Here is a 15,205-nt window from a genome sequence, read left to right on the forward strand (position 1 = left end):
CCGGTTAAAACTGCAAAAATGCCTGCTCTCGACTGGAACGATCTTCAGTACGTCCTTGCTGTTGCCCGCGATGGCGCCTACGTTGCAGCCGGGCGACGCTTGAGCGCCGATCCGACAACGGTCGCGCGACGGGTGCGTGCCATCGAGTCTGCACTGCATGCAAAATTGTTCGAGCGCACTAGGGATGGCCAGATGCGTCCGACTGAAGCCGGCGAAATTGTGATCGCGCGCGCGGAAATGGTCGAGGCGCAGATTGGTGGCTTGAACGAGGTCGTTGAAGGCGTCGAAGCGGCCGTGAGCGGCTCGGTGCGGGTAACCTCCGTACCGGTGCTCGTAAATCGCGTGCTAGTTCCCGCACTGCCCACGTTGCTGGCTCAGTCCCCCGAGTTGCGAATCGAACTGATCGCAGATGCGGGCGACTTGAATCTGAGCCGCCGCGATGCCGACATCGCAGTGCGCCTCGCGAGGCCCGGAGACGCAGTCGGTAACCGCGTATTTGCCCGCCGAATCGGCATGCTTCGTTACGCTGTGTATGCCCCGGAAGCTCGCAAAGATGAGGCGCTGAATCTCCCGTGGGTGACGTACGAAGATGGGATGGCCGCGCTTCCCCAGGCGCAATGGATCGATGAGGCAGCCCCGCACGGCGGCGGCTTTGCTGCCGTGGCAGTCAACGATGCGGAATCGCTTCTGCAATGTGTGCAAGCCGGACTCGGGCGGTCGTTGTTGCCATGTATCGTCGCCGATCGCACGGCGGGACTTGTGCGCGTCGACTTTGGTGGCTCAGCGCTAATCGAGCGAGAAATCTGGACATTAACCCATCCCGATGTGCGACACCTCGCGCGCGTATCGGCAGTGTTGGGGTGGATCGAAGCGACGCTGGCAAGCGACGAAGTGTAGTCTCGTGGTTGGGCTCGCCAGCTAGCTGATGAACGACCGCTTTCGGCGAAACTGAGCGACCGAGATGGGTCGCCTTCAGCCGACCACATCGAACAGCAGTCGGCCAGGAGCGGACGGTCGACGCCACCGGCTAGATCGCTAACAATCGAGGCGACTTGAAGAGCACTAGCAGCTAGCACCCGAGGCCGAAACGATGAACGAATACAGACGGCGGCCGGTACCAACGTCAACTAGCAGATCACATAAGATGAACGTGGCATACCTGATGTACAACACACACTTAATATGGCCCTGACTCGCCGCGGAACTCTGCAGGTAGGCGCCTGCGTCGTCCTTCTGGTGCTGCTCATCTGGCTCGCGATCCTTTCGCGCGACGCGTACCCGGCGCCGACCGTTCCAGTGCTCTGGCTCTCCATAGCTGGCGCGCTGTTCGCCGCAATCGCCAGTGCCAGGTTACTGCGCGGCCTGCGCAAACCATTGGCGAATCCGTTGAAACACACGCTGAGCTCGCTCGCAGCGGGCGTGATCGCCGGCGGCCTACTGGTGAGTCTGGCGCTCGATACGTTGGTGTGGCTCACTGCAACCCAGCGCCATATCGAATGGGTACGCTATGCCGTAACCCCAGGTTGGAAGAATTGCCTCTATGGCGTTGCGTTCGACGATCCGGTTCTGCACGCACGCATCCGCGTCTGCGGACTCCGCTGGAAGCTACCGGCTACGCCCGTAGGTGTACTGCGTATAGCCGAGGCAAGTGGTCCATATGGCGTGGTACTCCAGCAGGTCACGACAGGAAATGACCCGCCCCGATGAGCCGCGTGCGGCCACAAGCGGCCGTTCGACGCGCCTAGAAAAATCGTCGACAATCACGAGGGCGTGTATGTAGCGCTTTCGCTGACAGAGGAATCCAAAGCTGAAATCAGCCAACAACTGCCGCACACCAATGAATGAGATTTCGACAAATTTCGATCGGCATTGCCCAAAGTGTTGCTCCGAAGCGAACGTCAAGTCGAAGCTTTTGCTGATCGGACTGCAAACCGCCAGTGAAGAGCGCGCTGGATACAAACGCCCGGATCAATTGGCGATCGACGAGTGCCGCGCGCAAGCAATACAACAGCCACCGCTGGCACAGTTCGTTCGTGGATTCTATTGCCAGAAATGCGGAATTGGGTTTATCCCTGACGAACTTGTGAACGCTGAGGTTATAGAGAAGCGTAGCCGGTTGGGATTCGCTACGAATGACGGCCTGAAGGCCTATAAAGCCGTGCTTTGGCGGGGTGATACGGGTGAGCCAGCCCGGCGAATCACATTCATGGCGCGGGATCTGGACGATGCACGGGCACGATTAGAACTGGAACATGGCAAAAACCTCCGCTTTTCTTTGTATAACGAAGAGGATGCCGAGCGTAAGCGCTGACTCGCATTGAATCACTCAAAAAATCCAGTCTCACGGTAAGCACTGATACGTCACACAAGTCCGAAGCGATTCGGTCTCGTGATTCCCGCGCACTGGTTTGCTGGCGCTTTGAGCCTGCGACCAGCCAATAACGGTCGGACAACACCGCAGCGCGGGTTATTAACAATCAAAGATGCGTAGGTTGTATTCTCGTCGAATTCGGGCCAAACAGATGCAAATCGAACTCCGCCAAATCTCGGACCAGACAAGTCCCATGATGAAAGCTCGATCGAATTGACGGCTTTCTGAAAACCAATGTGAGGTGTCGCTTTGACAACGAGTCACATCGATCAATTACTCCAACAAATTGCCTCGCTGCAGTTGGAGTTGAATGACGAGCGCTTTTTGGAGCTTCGTTTGTATCGTCGCGACACTGTCATCTACGAACTGTCGAGCGCTGTCAATCACACGATCGCCTGCTGGCTAAGCAAAAATTATCGACCGATTAGCATCCTTATCGAGCGCGGCAGAAACTTCATTCGCGAGACACCTGCCGGGAGACCGGAAGCTGTGGCGTACTACGCCCTTGCGGAAGAGTTCTTCAGTGCTGTGCAATCCGCTCTGGAGAGCATTCCTCACTCGAAAGCATGAATAGCGATCCTATTGGTCACAGTTGAATGGCCGCTATGTAGAATTCCGACTGTCGCTTTAGGGTCGTCAAGCGCCAGTCGAGTCGCCCGGAAACAGCAAGGCGCACCCATTGGAGAGAACGAGCGCGCCTTCCGGCGGCCAAGGAAAACGCTGCTATTACTTTGCAGCAGCCTCGATGACTCGCGCGACCTCCTCCGGATGCGAGATATAGACAGCGTGGCCTGCGCTCACTTCGGTAACCTTGGCGCCCGAGCGTTGGTACATCCAGCGCTGAAGCTGGGGGCTCACGACATGATCCTCGGTGGTCAGCACCGCATAGCTAGGCTTGCTTCGCCATGCCGCGACGGGCACAGGGGCCGCCACGGCTTTCTGCGCGAGTGGCTGCTGCGAGTCCGACAGGAATTGCGCTTCTGAAGGCGGGAGATCCTGCGCATAGGATTCGCGGAATTTCGCCGGCGGCATGTAGAAGTACTTATCCGGCGAGGCGCGCATGGCATTGTTTGGCGCGGCAAACTTCTGCAAGAGTTGGCCGGTGGCTTCGCCCTTGTCGGGCTGGAGGGCGGCAACATAGACGAGTGCGCTGACCTTCGGGTCGGCGCCTGCATCGGTGATGACGGAACCGCCGTAGCTATGACCGACCAGCACCACGGGGCCCTGCTGTTGATCGATGACGCGTTTGGTAGCGTCGACGTCGTCGTCGAGGCTCGTCAGCGGCTCTTGCACGATGCTCACGTGATAGCCGTCTTTCGAGAGGATGTCGTAGACGCCGCGCCAGCCCGAACCGTCCACGAGCGCGCCGTGAACAATGACGATATCTTTGGCCGCCGTTCCAGTCTCGGCGTGGGCCATCGTGCCGCCCATGGCAGCCATGACGGCAATGACAATACTTTTTCGCAGTGCGAACATTTCAATCTCCACAATTGCTTCCGGATACTCTTGTATAGGGGAATCAGGCCAGTGCGTTCTTCATGGCCAGAACGTCGAACGCCTCGACCGCAGGCGGGCGTGCCAGCATCTCGTCGACCCGCGCCATCAGGCTCTGTGCCATGTTGCCGGCGAGGTGAGCCTGGCGATCCTCTTGACTCGCAAAAGCGTCGAAGACGGCGAACGTGTTCGGCGACAGCCTGAGCGCGAACCAGATCGGCGTCGTTGCCTCCTGATTGGTCATTGCCAGGCCGTCGGCGAGAAAGTCCGCTACCGCCTGCTCCTTACCGGGTTTGGCTTCGAGTTTGACAAATAAAGCGTGCTTGATCATCTGCGTTCTCCAGTGTTCGCGTGAAAGGCCACGCGATGAGCGCACTTTACAAACAGGGCGGGCTGGAGAACACTGTCTGAATCGACAATATTGATAGCGATCCCGCCATGCGAATTTTTGTTCTCGCGCTCGAGGGCGTGTTCGACACCGGCCTCACCATCGTGCTCGATGCCTTGATGACGGCCAACGAGCTTGCGCGCTCGACGGGAATAGCCATCCCGGCCTTCGAAATCACCGTGGCGGGGATGCGGCCAGAGGTGCACACCGCGCTTGGGTTGCAGGTTCCCGTCCACGATGTGTCAGACGCCCCTGTGCCGGATTGGGTAGTCGTACCGGCGATCAACCGGACGACGACGGACCTGCTCGTGCCTTCGCTCGGCCGCGCCGACGTGATCGACGCCCTCGGTGCCTTGCGCTCGTGGCACAGTGCCGGCGCGCATATCGGCGCCGCCTGTACGGGGACCTTCGTGCTGGCGGAAAGCGGTCTGCTCAATGGGCTCGACGCCACGACCACCTGGTGGCTCTCGCCGGTGTTCCGGCAGCGTTACCCCGAAGTGCACCTGGACGCGCATCGCATCATCGTTCCCAGCGGCAACACGGTGACGGCGGGGGCCGCCCTGAGCCATCTCGACCTGGCGCTCTGGCTGATTCGCAACAAAAGTCCGGAGCTTGCGGCGCTCGTGGGCAGCTACCTCGTATTCGATTCGCGGCCGTCGCAGTCCGCCTTTGCGATCTCCGATCACTTGGCCCATTCGGACCCGCTCGTCGAGCGTTTCGACCGCTGGGTGCGCGAACACCTCGACACGGCCATCGCGCTCGACGACGTCGCGAGCGTATTGGCGACGAGCACGCGGACCTTGACGCGACGCCTGAATGAAGTGCTCGGTAAAACGCCCGTCGAGTACATACAGGATCTGCGGGTCGAGCGCGCCGTTCATCTGCTGAAAACGAGCAAGGACAGTGTGGATCGCATCGCCGAGCAAGTCGGCTACTCAGACGGCGTCACGTTGCGCACGTTGCTGCGACGGCGGCTGGGTAAGGGGGTCCGTGAGTTGCGGGCGTCGTGAGTTTTATCGGCTATTGGCGTTTTTGTGCGGAAATTGGCAACAGTGAATTCAGCCGGTCGACCTCGTCACTGAGCGAGTGCAGTTCTACACTGCATGTAACGAATACGTGCAAGACCGTACGTGCACACCGCCTGGAGAAGAAGCCATGAAAGTTGCTCAATTTATCGTCGCTGCCGTTATCGCCATTCCGGCTGTGTCCTCATTTGCACAGTCGACGCCTCCGTCAATGAACGACGATTTGAGGGCGCAAATAGCACAAGAAACGATGACGTATCGATACACGGATTCCGCTAGTCAAACGCAAGCTGCGGTAAATGATGTTCAGCGGAAGTGGGTGCCGCCAGGCCAGATAGGTGAATTCAACGTGGGGCGTTATTCGCTTTCCGTAGTCCGTCCGTCTTTTTGATGCTTTCAATCGTAATCGAGATCTGACCTTTGTTTCCTTTCGCCAGGTTGGCTAGCGCATCTTGCTGAGTTATTGTTCCTTGTCGCGCGAGAATCAACCCATTGCCCAAGGAGATATCACGAGTGAAGATCTCTCAACTGGTCCGATCTTTCGCTATCGGCCTGACGCTCGTCTCCAACCTGGTCTACGCACACGATCTCGGCGCCAGTCTTGATTGTCATTCCGGTTCGCACGAGTTCATTAGGCAACTGGTCGACGCCAAGGAGATTGGCTCGAAGCCGATGAAAGTGTCGGATAACTCAGTCAACGCGTATCAGCCGAGACCGAAACATAATCTAACAGCACTAGGTTTCAAGGTCCGGGCCGTATTCGGCTTCTCCCCGAACGACGACATGTTCATTCAGAACGGAAGCAGTGCAGCAACCAATGAGGTCTACGGGGTTGTTGTAGCGGCAGATAAAGACGCGGTGAGCGAACGCATTCGGGAAATGGGAAGTCCCGCGACAGTGAAGGAAGTGATACCGCTCGTGCTGACTGCCGTCGTTTGTCAGAAATAGCCAGTCTCCCAGCAGGAACGAACTATGCAGTCGGCTGACTGCCTGTAGGACCAACGTCCACTATCCATCGCCTCTTCGGTCTCGTAATGTCTCGGAAGACGAGTGACCAAAGGAGGGCGGATCATGTTTAAGCACATCCTGTGGCCCGCGATGGCGTCGGCGCTGCTGTACGCCGGTGTCGCCTCGGCGCAGCAATACCCAATGCTTGACGCCCTGTCGAACCGGATAGTGCAGAAATACCAGCAATCGAGCTGTGAGCAACTGGCTGAGCAACGCGCAGAGAAGAAACGCATGCCTCCATCGCCGGGAGAGCAGAAAGTGATTCAGGCGATGCGCAATGATCCGCAGATGCGCGCCGAGTTCATCAACAGAGTGGCGGCCCCGATCGCGAACAAGTTGTTTGAATGCGGAATGATTCCGTAATACTCCCGCCGCGGTCATCAGGCGCTGCACTGCCGGGGTGCAGGGACGGAGGATCGAATGATGCACCATTTCAGCGTCGCATTGATTGTGTTCGCCTGTGTCTTCTGCAGCGCCTTGCTCGGCTTGTTCGTGCGCACCTTGCTACCGGAGCATCATCTGAGCGAGGACTCTATTGCCGTCGTCAAACTGGCAACCGGCCTGATCGCCACGATGGCCGCGCTGGTGCTCGGCTTGCTGATCTCTTCGGCGAAAAGCTCGTTCGATACCGTCAATGCGGAAGTCATACACGAAGCCGCCAACGTCATCCTGCTTGATCGCGTGCTCGCCCAGTACGGGCCGGAAACGCAGGAAATCCATAGGTCGCTGATTCAGATCGTCACGACGTCGCTTCAGCAAGTCGCGTCACGCGATCCCGCGAAGTTGGAAAGGATGAACAGCTCCGAAGTGTCCAAGCGCGGGGACACTCTCGAGCGCAAACTGGAGGAACTCTCGCCGCAGAACGACTTGCAGCGACGGCTGCAGGCGCGCGCGATCGAGATCGCCGACAGCGCGATAGCCGTGCGCGAACTTGGGCTGTTACAAGCGGCGGGCTCCACCCCAACAGCGCTGTTGATCACGCTGGTGTTGTGGCTGTGCATTATCTTTGGCGCATTTGGCCTGTTCACACCGCCGAATGCGACCGTCATTGTCGCGTTGCTACTGGGCGCGCTATCCACGTCCGGCGCCATCTTCCTGATTCTGGAAATGAATACGCCGCTCGATGGGTGGGTCACGGTCTCCCTGTCGCCGATGCGTGAGGCGCTTGCCGTTCTCGGCCAATAGCGAAGAGGGGTGCGCTGGAATCACGTGTATCTGCTGGGGCCCGCTCCCCAATCGGATCTCTCTTCAATATACCGATGCCATGCCCGGTGGCCGGTGCTTGAAACGTCGGTGCACCCAGTAATACTGCTCGGGAATTTTAACGACCTGTTCCTCAAGGAATGCATTCATGCGACGCGCGTCGACTTCATCACTCCCCGATGGGAAGTCCAAGAGCGGCTCGAAAATCGTCAACTTATACCCTTGATAATTTGGGAGCACCTCGGTCACGAACGGAACAACCCGCGCGCGCCCCAGTCTCGCGAGACGCGAAACGGCTGTGAGCGTGCAGGCGGGAACGCCGAAGAAAGGGACGAACACGGAGTTGTCGACGCCCTGGTCCATATCCGCCGCGAGCATGACCGGTTTGCCGGAACGCAACAATCCCACGATCTTTCTGGCACTTGTCGCGCGCTCGATCATTTCTGCGCCGAATCTGCCGCGTTGCTGCTTGGCCAGGTCGCATAGGCCTGCGTTTGACATGCGTGTGTACAGCGAGGCGACCGGGAGGTGCGTCGAATAAAGCATGCAGCCGACCTCAATGCCCACGAAGTGAAAGCCCATGAAGATGGTGGGCGGGGCGTCTTTGTCATCGAGATCGATTTTGCTTTCGATCTGTACGATATTGCGGATTGACTGCGCACTGCCAAACCACTGGATGCCTCGCTCGAGATAGCTGCGAACAACATGACGAAAGTGCTCTCTTGCGAGCTTGTGATGGTCGTGGCTAGTCTTTTCGGGGAAGCACAGGCGCAGGTTCACCAGGACGATATGCTTGCGGCGGCTCGGTAGCGCATACAAGGCAGTGCCGATAACCATCCCGAGCCTTGCAACAAATTTGTAAGGAAGTACGGAAAGCGTGCGTAGCAACGCCACGATGAGCGCAAGGCTGAGGCGTTCCAAGGATGGTTCCCTATGAGTGATGGAGTGGCGGAAATCGAAATCAAATGCCAGGCAGGCGAATTTTCCGCTCGAGATAGCAACGGTGGACCATGCAGTGCAAGCGTGACCACCGGGTTGCTGAGACGACTTGCGAAGTGACCGAGTATAACGGACGGCTAAGGTTCGACCTAGCCCGAAAGATTCTGATCAGTTACACACCTGACGTCACCGCTCTCCGACGGCACGCCCGCTGACCCCTACCGTTCCGAGTTATTCACCGCTTCATAGTGATTCCGCTTGTTCTCATACATCGCTGCGTCGGCGGCGCGTAGCGTGTCTTCAAGACGTCCACCCTTTTCGCAGCTCGCGCTGCCCATCGAGAAGCTGAGCTTGGGACCGGTGTAAAACTGATTGTTGAGCTCAACGAGCTTACCAATACTTTCCATCACGACTTCGGCATCGCGCTCATCCGCACCCGGCATCAGCACGGCGAATTCGTCGCCGCCGATGCGCGCCGCTTGAAACGGCTTCTGAATCGCCTTGCCGAGCACTTCGCCGGCGCGGCGCAACAGCGCGTCGCCGGCCGCGTGGCCGAGCTGGTCGTTCACCGCCTTCAGGTTGTTGAGGTCCACGATGATCGCGCTGACCGGGAACGGGCCCTTGCGCTCCAGCCGGTTCAATTCGTCGACATAGAACGAGCGGTTTTTCAGCTTCGTGAGCACATCGTGCTTGCCGAGATACTCGAGGTATATCTCGGCCTTCTTGCGCGCGGTGATGTCGGTGAGCGCGAGCAGCACGAGATCCCAGTGTGCTTCGTGTCCCGGGAACACCGAGAACTGCAGATGCACGTTCACTTCGTTGCCGTCGAGCGCGTAATTGACGACCTCGCGCTGCTGAAAGAGCCGTCCTTCCCACAGGTCGATCAACTGCTCGCGAAAGTGCGGACGCATGTCGTCGCGGAATACCTCCGGCAACCGCGAGAGCAGCGTTGCCTTGTCCGGCGACTTGAACATGCCGAGCGTGTGCTGGTTCACGTCGAGCACCTGGATTTCGGCCATGCAGCGCTCGACGAACTCGGGGTGCACGTCGGTGAAGGTGCGAAAGTCGGTGATGCCCTGCATGCGCACTTCTTCGAGCAGCATCTTGATGCTCGAGAAGTTCTCGACCCAGAGCGACACGGGCGCGTGCTCGAACACGCCGCGTGCGTACTCTTCGCTCGCCGCGGCGCGGCGGCGCGCGTCTTCGAGCTCGGTGATGTCGTCGATCGCGACCAGCACGCGATCCCATTGCGCTTCGTGCCCGGGCAGGATCACGCCTTTGAGCAGGATGTCGAGGCGCCGGCCGTCGAGCGTGTAGTTCACGCTCTTGCTTTCAAACGACGTGCTCCCCGTCCACATCTGCACGAGTTCATCGACGTGCGCTTCGAGCATGTCGTCGCGCAGCACATGGTCCAGTCGAGACGTAAGCTCTTCGAAAGACCGTGCGCCGTAAAGCGCGAGCGTGCGGCGATTGACCTTCAGCACACGGATGCAGGCCGAGCAGGCGGCGACGCGCCGCGTGTCCTCTTCGAGAAAGCGGCGCAGGTCGGTTACGCCTTCAGCACGCCAGTTCTCGAACAGCTCGCGCAGCTGGCTGTAGTCCTCCAGCCACAACGACGTGGGCGTCAAGTCGAAGAAGTCGAACAGTGCGACGCCCATGGTCGCAAAGCTGGCGGCGGTGGTGGGGGAGCCTGGTTGCATGACGGTCGGGTTGGCGGGGACGATTGAAGGGCTGATGCTACGGACTTCAAAAAACTTCGTGCTTATCCGTGTAACGGCAAACTGTCGCGCAAGTTGAGCGGCGACGCATGGGGGGTTTCCATCGGCTTGACACTTTCATTCAACTTGCAAACGGTGAATTCGCGAGTCGAACTTGGATGAATGCGTTAGGGTCTGAGTTCGGAGTGTGCACGATGCCATCTCTGGCATGTTTCTAAGAGGAGATTGCGATGACTGAGCTCGTCACATGCATGTGGTTCGATGAAGGCAAAGCACGCGAGGCAGCGGAGTTTTATGCCGCCACTTTTCCCGACAGCCGCTTGGATGCAGGTCATGTCTCCCCGATACCCGGCATTGGACAGGGCGCGGAGTTGACGGTCGAGTTCACCGTGCTCGGGCGGCGCTACCTGGGTTTGAACGGCGGGCCCGACGTCAGGCCGAATCAGGCAGTCAGCTTGATGGTCTTGACCGACACTCAGGAAGAGACCGACCGCTATTGGAACGCCATCGTCGGCAATGGCGGAGAAGAGGTGGCATGCGGCTGGTGCAAGGACCGCTGGGGCTTTTCTTGGCAGATCACGCCCAAGGTGCTGCTCGATTTCGTCCATTCGCCCGATCGCGATGCCGCAAAACGTGCAATGGAAGCGATGATGACCATGAAGAAGATCGACATCGCCACGTTAGAGCGCGCGGCGGCCGCTGAATAACACGCGGACGCGGCGCCCTTCGTTGCTGCACGCGAGAGGTCACTGGGTTTGCTGTCCCGCCGCTTCGAGAATCAGATTGGCGACCTGCTGGGGATGAGAGATCAGCGACACATGGCTCGAATCGATCTCGACCGTATGGGCCTTCATCCGGTTGGCCATGAACCGCTCGAGATCGGGGTTGATGGTGCGATCTTCGGTCGACACGGCATACCACGTGGGCTTGTCGTGCCATGCGGCGACCGTCGTTTTCGCGGTCGTGATCGCTTTGCCCATAGGCTGTTGGACTGCGTAGTAGGCTTGCGCTTCCGCAACGGGCAGATCGCCGGCAAAGTCCTGCACGAACGCGTTCTCGGAGAGCTTTCCGTAGCCGTCCGAAGACCACTGAACGCCCTTCGATGCGGGAGCGGCCGGGAATTTGCGGGTCAGCGCGGGGTAGTCCTCGCCGGCGTCCGGCGCGCGGGCCGCGATGTACACCAGGCCGCTTACCTTGGGGTCGTCGCCGGCCTGACTGATCACCATGCCGCCATACGAGTGCGCGACCAGCAGCGTGGGGCCGTCTTGCTGGGCCAAGGCTCGCTTGACGGCATCGACGTCCGCGTCGAGCGAGGTGGTCGGGTTTTGGACCGACGTCACGTGCAGGCCCTTGGCCTGCAACAGCGGAATCACTTTCTCCCAGCTCGAACCGTCGGCATACAAGCCGTGTACGAGCACGACATTGCGCACTTGAACCGGCGCTACGGCCGAGTCGGTTTGAGCCCACGCTGCGCTGCTTGCAAGCGCGATGGAAGCAGTGGCCAGGACTGCTGAAAGCAGGCGGAATTTCATTTGAATCTCCTGTTGGTTGGTGCAAGAAAAGCTCGCTTGCACTTGAGCAAACAGGAGAGGGATCGGGTTATTCCGCGCTGCACAAAAAAATGAGGCGCCGCATCATTTTCCCGCGCCGCTGGCCGTCAGCTTCTCGTAATCATGCTGGGAGATCCCGCGCGCCTTGTAGAGAAAGGACGCGATCTGCCAGATTTGCGCCTCGTCGTAGGTCTTGCCGAACGCAGGCATCGCAGTCATCTTCACGCCGTTCTGGATGACCCACGACATCAATTGCGGATTGTTGCGGCGCGCGGCTCCCAGAAGGTTCGGGGCAAGCGGCAGGATGCCTTGTCCGATCGGGCTGAGCGGTTGTCCCGGCGCGCCATGGCAAAGCACGCATGTCGACTGGTACAGGCGTGCGCCGGCTTCGACATTGGCCGTGGTCATCAAATCCGCGGGGACGTGGACGCTTTTCGCGTGACGGTGCAGCGACTGCTCATAAGTCTTGTGCAGGAACCAAGCGACAACAGGGTTGTGGCCCGATGCCACCGACACGTCGTAAAGGCCCGAATACATGAAGGCGAATCCGCCGGCGATGGAGATCAGCGCGGCCGCAACGAGGACGAACAAGGTCGAACGGGCTGAAGGGAAAAGGGAGCGTGGTCCTGAATTCATTTCGATTTCCGCTGAGCGTGATGCAGTTGAAACGATTTGTCTCTGCTTGGTGCTGCGAACGCATCAAAGCGCGCTTAGCCGGAGCCGTAAGCGGACTTCGAATCCTTGCTTGGGAAGATGGGGCAATCGACCTTGACGTGCATCCACTCGCACGGATAGGGCGTCCAAGCCGGCGCGGAAGCGAGCCCCTGCGCTCGACTTTCGGGGGGAGCTGCGTGCATGTCCGCGCACGCTGCCGTGGTCAAGGCGAGGCTTGAGATGACGACCCACTTCAGGATTTTCACTACCTCTCCGTTCGATCTAGAAGGATTGCTGATTCGAGGAATGCGGTCTGCCTCGAGCGCTTGATGCTCGTGTGCGCTTCCTGAAGACATTCAGCGCTTACAGGAACACCTGTAGTGTCGGCCGCAGCCAATTTCCCGACCCTTGCCGGCGGATTACAAAGTTGTTATTTCGGGGTTTTCCCGCCTTATGCGAGCCGCGCATACACGCATGCCACACCCGCATCGACGTGTTTTTGACCGTCCCTACTATCCGTTCTGAGTCTCGCGCGACGTGTCTGCCGTTCCTTCTATCCCAGGTCCCTACGATTCACTCTTCGATCATGAAAACATTCACGCATCCCGCTTCAATTCCTTTTCGCGCGTTGATTGCCGCGGCAGTCGCGGCATCGATCGCACTTCCCCTGTGCGCCACGCAAGCCTTGGCGGCCGACGCCAATTCCGCTCAACAAGCGAGCGTCGCCGGCCAGCAGAAGCAACTGCCGCGCATCATCGTGCTGGCCACCGGAGGGACGATCTCCGGTACCGCCGATGCCCGCTCCGCAATCGGCTACAACTCCGGCGAGCGCACCGGCAAGCAGTTGATCAAGGATGTCCCCGGCATCGAAAAATTCGCCACGATCACGGCCGAGCAGATTTCGAATGTCGGTTCGCAAGACATGAGCGACAAGATCTGGTTCCAGCTCGCCAAACGCATCAACGAGATCTTTGATCGCGGCGAGGCCGATGGCGTCGTGATCACGCACGGCACGGACACGATGGAGGAGACCGCGTTCTTCCTGAAGAACGTTGTGCATTCGACCAAACCGGTCGTGCTGGTGGGATCGATGCGCCCGGGCGGCGTGGTCGGCGCCGATGGTCCGAACAATCTTCTGGAGGCCGTCGAGGTGGCGGCGAGTCCGCAGTCGCAGGGGCGTGGCGTGATGGTCGTCATGAACGACACGATTCATGATCCGCGCTGGATCACGAAGACGAACACCACGTCGGTGCAGACATTTCTCTCGCCCAACGCGGGTCCGATCGGCTATGTGGACCCGGCGTCCGTCCGCTATGTGGCGCCCGTCAGCGAGGCGCGTCGCACGCCGTTCACGCTGCCCGCTGATGGACAGTTGCCTCGCGTCGACATCGTCTACGCGCACAGCAACATGGACGCTTCGCAGATCGACCATGCCATTGCCGACAAGGCAAAGGGGATCGTGATCGCCGGAGTCGGGGATGGCGACGTGTCCAACGCCGCGCTGCTTGCCATGGAACGCGCCGCGAAAATGGGCGTGGTCGTCGTTCGTTCGTCACGGGTAGGAACGGGCTTCGTGAACCGCAACGTCGAAGTCGACGACGACAAGAGCGGCTTTGTCGCGTCGCTCGATCTCAATCCGCAAAAGGCCCGTTTGCTGACGCAATTGCTGATCGCCAATGGGATCACGGCGCCCGGTAAGGTGCAGGAAGCATTTTCCGCAACCTATTGATCGGAAGCGATCCGAGGCGGAACGGCACAAGCAGGCACAAGCGTAAAATCGCAAGCTCCCGAACATGCTGTTCCGCATTCCACAAGGCTGCCCCGAGTATGGAAATCAAGTGGATCGAGGACTTCATTGCCCTTGCTCAATACCAGAGCTTCTCTCGCGCGGCGGAGTTCCGGAACGTGACCCAGTCCGGATTCAGCCGGCGGATTCAATCGCTCGAGCAGTGGGTTGGCGCGGAGCTGATCGACCGCAGCAGCTTCCCTCCCGTGTTGACGCCCGCAGGTCAGCTGTTTCGCGAGGTCGCGGACGATATCCTGAACAAGCTCTTCGATACGCGCGCCATCATCCGGACCGAGCAAAGGATTGCAGGCAAGAGCCTGCAGATTGCCGCCGGGCACACCATCGCGCTGAATTTCATTCCGGCCTGGCTCAAGGCGCTGACCACCCACTTTGGGGAAGTGCGCGCTCGCGTGGTGCCGACCAACGTGCACGACTCGATCCTGATGCTCGTGAACGGCAATTGTGAACTGATGTTCGCATACCACCACCCCGAATTGCCCCTGCATCTCGATCCCATGAAGTATGAGCACGTCACGGTGGGGATCGACACGCTCATGCCTGCGAGCCGGCCCAACGGACGTTCGGCTCCGATGTATCGACTGCCCGGCACGGCGAAGCAGCCGTTGCCTCACATTTCATACACGGAGACGAGTTATTTCGGGCGTTGCCTGGCTTTGCTGCTGGGACGAGCGGCCACTCTGCCGGCCTTATTGATTCACTACGAATCGGACATGGCCGAGGTGCTCAAGAAGCTGGTCATGGAAGGCGAAGGCGTGGCGTGGCTGCCGAAAAGCGCGATTGCCGCCGAACTCGATTCAGGCGAATTGGTGCCGGCTGGTCCGCCGGTCTGGAATCTCGACATCGAATTGCGCGTGTACCGCGACGCATCGAATCGCAATGAGTTTCTGAATACGCTTTGGCAACATCTGCGTGCGGTATCACAATTCGGCGGCTAGGGTATTCCCGCCTTATGCGAAATTCGCATACGCACATGCAACACCGGCATTAACGTCTTTTTGTTCATCCCTATTATCCGTTCTAGCTCATGAGCGACGGGTAGTCGACGCCG

Annotated in this window: 18 protein-coding genes; 12 read left to right on the forward strand and 6 right to left on the reverse strand. The window is 59.2% G+C overall.

Going from position 1 to position 15,205, the window contains the following annotated elements:
- The first annotated feature begins 18 nt into the window (after positions 1-18).
- The 4 genes from AAHK20_RS27550 (at position 19) to AAHK20_RS27565 (ending at position 2,941) form a co-directional block, all read left to right on the forward strand.
- On the forward strand, positions 19-897 hold the full coding sequence (locus AAHK20_RS27550) for a LysR family transcriptional regulator (protein ID WP_449184651.1): 879 nt from the start codon (positions 19-21) through the stop codon (positions 895-897).
- A gap of 285 nt (positions 898-1,182) precedes the next feature.
- Positions 1,183-1,707, forward strand: a complete 525-nt coding sequence (locus AAHK20_RS27555) for a hypothetical protein (RefSeq protein WP_449184652.1) — start codon at positions 1,183-1,185, stop codon at positions 1,705-1,707.
- Positions 1,708-1,837: 130 nt separating this feature from the next.
- Positions 1,838-2,311 carry a hypothetical protein gene (locus AAHK20_RS27560; protein ID WP_449184653.1) on the forward strand — a complete coding sequence of 158 codons (474 nt, stop codon included), beginning with the start codon at positions 1,838-1,840 and terminating at the stop codon, positions 2,309-2,311.
- 309 nt (positions 2,312-2,620) lie between these two features.
- Complete coding sequence (locus tag AAHK20_RS27565; protein ID WP_449184654.1) at positions 2,621-2,941, forward strand: hypothetical protein; 321 nt, start codon at positions 2,621-2,623, stop codon at positions 2,939-2,941.
- A gap of 156 nt (positions 2,942-3,097) precedes the next feature.
- Here AAHK20_RS27565 and AAHK20_RS27570 read toward each other — a convergent pair whose 3' ends face one another.
- Both AAHK20_RS27570 and AAHK20_RS27575 read right to left on the reverse strand, forming a co-directional pair.
- Positions 3,098-3,847: an alpha/beta fold hydrolase gene (locus tag AAHK20_RS27570; RefSeq protein WP_449184655.1), complete on the reverse strand. Its 750-nt coding sequence runs from the start codon at positions 3,845-3,847 to the stop codon at positions 3,098-3,100.
- Between the two features lie 43 nt (positions 3,848-3,890).
- Complete coding sequence (locus AAHK20_RS27575) at positions 3,891-4,196, reverse strand: putative quinol monooxygenase (RefSeq protein ID WP_449184656.1); 306 nt, start codon at positions 4,194-4,196, stop codon at positions 3,891-3,893.
- A 107-nt stretch (positions 4,197-4,303) separates the two neighbouring features.
- Between AAHK20_RS27575 and AAHK20_RS27580 the strand changes: the two genes are divergently transcribed.
- The 5 genes from AAHK20_RS27580 to AAHK20_RS27600 all read left to right on the forward strand — a co-directional run bounded on the left by AAHK20_RS27580 (position 4,304) and on the right by AAHK20_RS27600 (position 7,471).
- Positions 4,304-5,263 carry a GlxA family transcriptional regulator gene (locus AAHK20_RS27580; RefSeq protein ID WP_449184657.1) on the forward strand — a complete coding sequence of 320 codons (960 nt, stop codon included), beginning with the start codon at positions 4,304-4,306 and terminating at the stop codon, positions 5,261-5,263.
- Positions 5,264-5,408: 145 nt separating this feature from the next.
- A complete protein-coding gene (locus tag AAHK20_RS27585; RefSeq protein ID WP_449184658.1) occupies positions 5,409-5,669 on the forward strand; it encodes a hypothetical protein in 261 nt (86 codons plus the stop codon).
- A 122-nt stretch (positions 5,670-5,791) separates the two neighbouring features.
- Positions 5,792-6,226: a hypothetical protein gene (locus tag AAHK20_RS27590; RefSeq protein WP_449184659.1), complete on the forward strand. Its 435-nt coding sequence runs from the start codon at positions 5,792-5,794 to the stop codon at positions 6,224-6,226.
- A 123-nt stretch (positions 6,227-6,349) separates the two neighbouring features.
- Positions 6,350-6,649, forward strand: coding sequence for a hypothetical protein (locus AAHK20_RS27595; protein WP_449184660.1), 300 nt, complete (start codon positions 6,350-6,352; stop codon positions 6,647-6,649).
- A gap of 60 nt (positions 6,650-6,709) precedes the next feature.
- Positions 6,710-7,471, forward strand: coding sequence for a bestrophin-like domain (locus AAHK20_RS27600; RefSeq protein ID WP_449184698.1), 762 nt, complete (start codon positions 6,710-6,712; stop codon positions 7,469-7,471).
- 63 nt (positions 7,472-7,534) lie between these two features.
- Here the strand turns inward: AAHK20_RS27600 and AAHK20_RS27605 are convergent, their stop codons facing one another.
- Together AAHK20_RS27605 and AAHK20_RS27610 are read right to left on the reverse strand one after the other, a co-directional pair.
- Positions 7,535-8,410, reverse strand: coding sequence for a lipid A biosynthesis lauroyl acyltransferase (locus tag AAHK20_RS27605; protein ID WP_449184661.1), 876 nt, complete (start codon positions 8,408-8,410; stop codon positions 7,535-7,537).
- Between the two features lie 236 nt (positions 8,411-8,646).
- Positions 8,647-10,128: a sensor domain-containing diguanylate cyclase gene (locus AAHK20_RS27610; protein ID WP_449184662.1), complete on the reverse strand. Its 1,482-nt coding sequence runs from the start codon at positions 10,126-10,128 to the stop codon at positions 8,647-8,649.
- Between the two features lie 248 nt (positions 10,129-10,376).
- Between AAHK20_RS27610 and AAHK20_RS27615 the strand changes: the two genes are divergently transcribed.
- Positions 10,377-10,853: a VOC family protein gene (locus AAHK20_RS27615; protein ID WP_449184663.1), complete on the forward strand. Its 477-nt coding sequence runs from the start codon at positions 10,377-10,379 to the stop codon at positions 10,851-10,853.
- A 39-nt stretch (positions 10,854-10,892) separates the two neighbouring features.
- Here AAHK20_RS27615 and AAHK20_RS27620 read toward each other — a convergent pair whose 3' ends face one another.
- A complete protein-coding gene (locus AAHK20_RS27620) occupies positions 10,893-11,678 on the reverse strand; it encodes an alpha/beta hydrolase (protein WP_449184664.1) in 786 nt (261 codons plus the stop codon).
- A gap of 102 nt (positions 11,679-11,780) precedes the next feature.
- A complete protein-coding gene (locus tag AAHK20_RS27625) occupies positions 11,781-12,332 on the reverse strand; it encodes a c-type cytochrome (protein WP_449184665.1) in 552 nt (183 codons plus the stop codon).
- Positions 12,333-12,936: 604 nt separating this feature from the next.
- Between AAHK20_RS27625 and AAHK20_RS27630 the strand changes: the two genes are divergently transcribed.
- Positions 12,937-14,079, forward strand: coding sequence for an asparaginase (locus tag AAHK20_RS27630; RefSeq protein ID WP_449184666.1), 1,143 nt, complete (start codon positions 12,937-12,939; stop codon positions 14,077-14,079).
- 98 nt (positions 14,080-14,177) lie between these two features.
- On the forward strand, positions 14,178-15,092 hold the full coding sequence (locus AAHK20_RS27635; RefSeq protein WP_449184699.1) for a LysR substrate-binding domain-containing protein: 915 nt from the start codon (positions 14,178-14,180) through the stop codon (positions 15,090-15,092).
- Positions 15,093-15,205: the final 113 nt, after the last annotated feature.

The organism is Trinickia camelliae (genome assembly GCF_053525655.1).

Bases quoted from the DNA above. Each gene is read 5' to 3' on its own strand.
- AAHK20_RS27550 (WP_449184651.1), top strand. From the start codon at position 19: ATGCCTGCTCTCGACTGGAACGATCTTCAGTACGTCCTTGCTGTTGCC.
- AAHK20_RS27555 (WP_449184652.1), top strand. From the start codon at position 1,183: ATGGCCCTGACTCGCCGCGGAACTCTGCAGGTAGGCGCCTGCGTCGTC.
- AAHK20_RS27560 (WP_449184653.1), top strand. From the start codon at position 1,838: ATGAATGAGATTTCGACAAATTTCGATCGGCATTGCCCAAAGTGTTGC.
- AAHK20_RS27570 (WP_449184655.1), bottom strand. From the start codon at position 3,847: ATGTTCGCACTGCGAAAAAGTATTGTCATTGCCGTCATGGCTGCCATG.
- AAHK20_RS27575 (WP_449184656.1), bottom strand. From the start codon at position 4,196: ATGATCAAGCACGCTTTATTTGTCAAACTCGAAGCCAAACCCGGTAAG.
- AAHK20_RS27580 (WP_449184657.1), top strand. From the start codon at position 4,304: ATGCGAATTTTTGTTCTCGCGCTCGAGGGCGTGTTCGACACCGGCCTC.
- AAHK20_RS27585 (WP_449184658.1), top strand. From the start codon at position 5,409: ATGAAAGTTGCTCAATTTATCGTCGCTGCCGTTATCGCCATTCCGGCT.
- AAHK20_RS27595 (WP_449184660.1), top strand. From the start codon at position 6,350: ATGTTTAAGCACATCCTGTGGCCCGCGATGGCGTCGGCGCTGCTGTAC.
- AAHK20_RS27600 (WP_449184698.1), top strand. From the start codon at position 6,710: ATGCACCATTTCAGCGTCGCATTGATTGTGTTCGCCTGTGTCTTCTGC.
- AAHK20_RS27610 (WP_449184662.1), bottom strand. From the start codon at position 10,128: ATGCAACCAGGCTCCCCCACCACCGCCGCCAGCTTTGCGACCATGGGC.
- AAHK20_RS27615 (WP_449184663.1), top strand. From the start codon at position 10,377: ATGACTGAGCTCGTCACATGCATGTGGTTCGATGAAGGCAAAGCACGC.
- AAHK20_RS27620 (WP_449184664.1), bottom strand. From the start codon at position 11,678: ATGAAATTCCGCCTGCTTTCAGCAGTCCTGGCCACTGCTTCCATCGCG.
- AAHK20_RS27625 (WP_449184665.1), bottom strand. From the start codon at position 12,332: ATGAATTCAGGACCACGCTCCCTTTTCCCTTCAGCCCGTTCGACCTTG.
- AAHK20_RS27630 (WP_449184666.1), top strand. From the start codon at position 12,937: ATGAAAACATTCACGCATCCCGCTTCAATTCCTTTTCGCGCGTTGATT.
- AAHK20_RS27635 (WP_449184699.1), top strand. From the start codon at position 14,178: ATGGAAATCAAGTGGATCGAGGACTTCATTGCCCTTGCTCAATACCAG.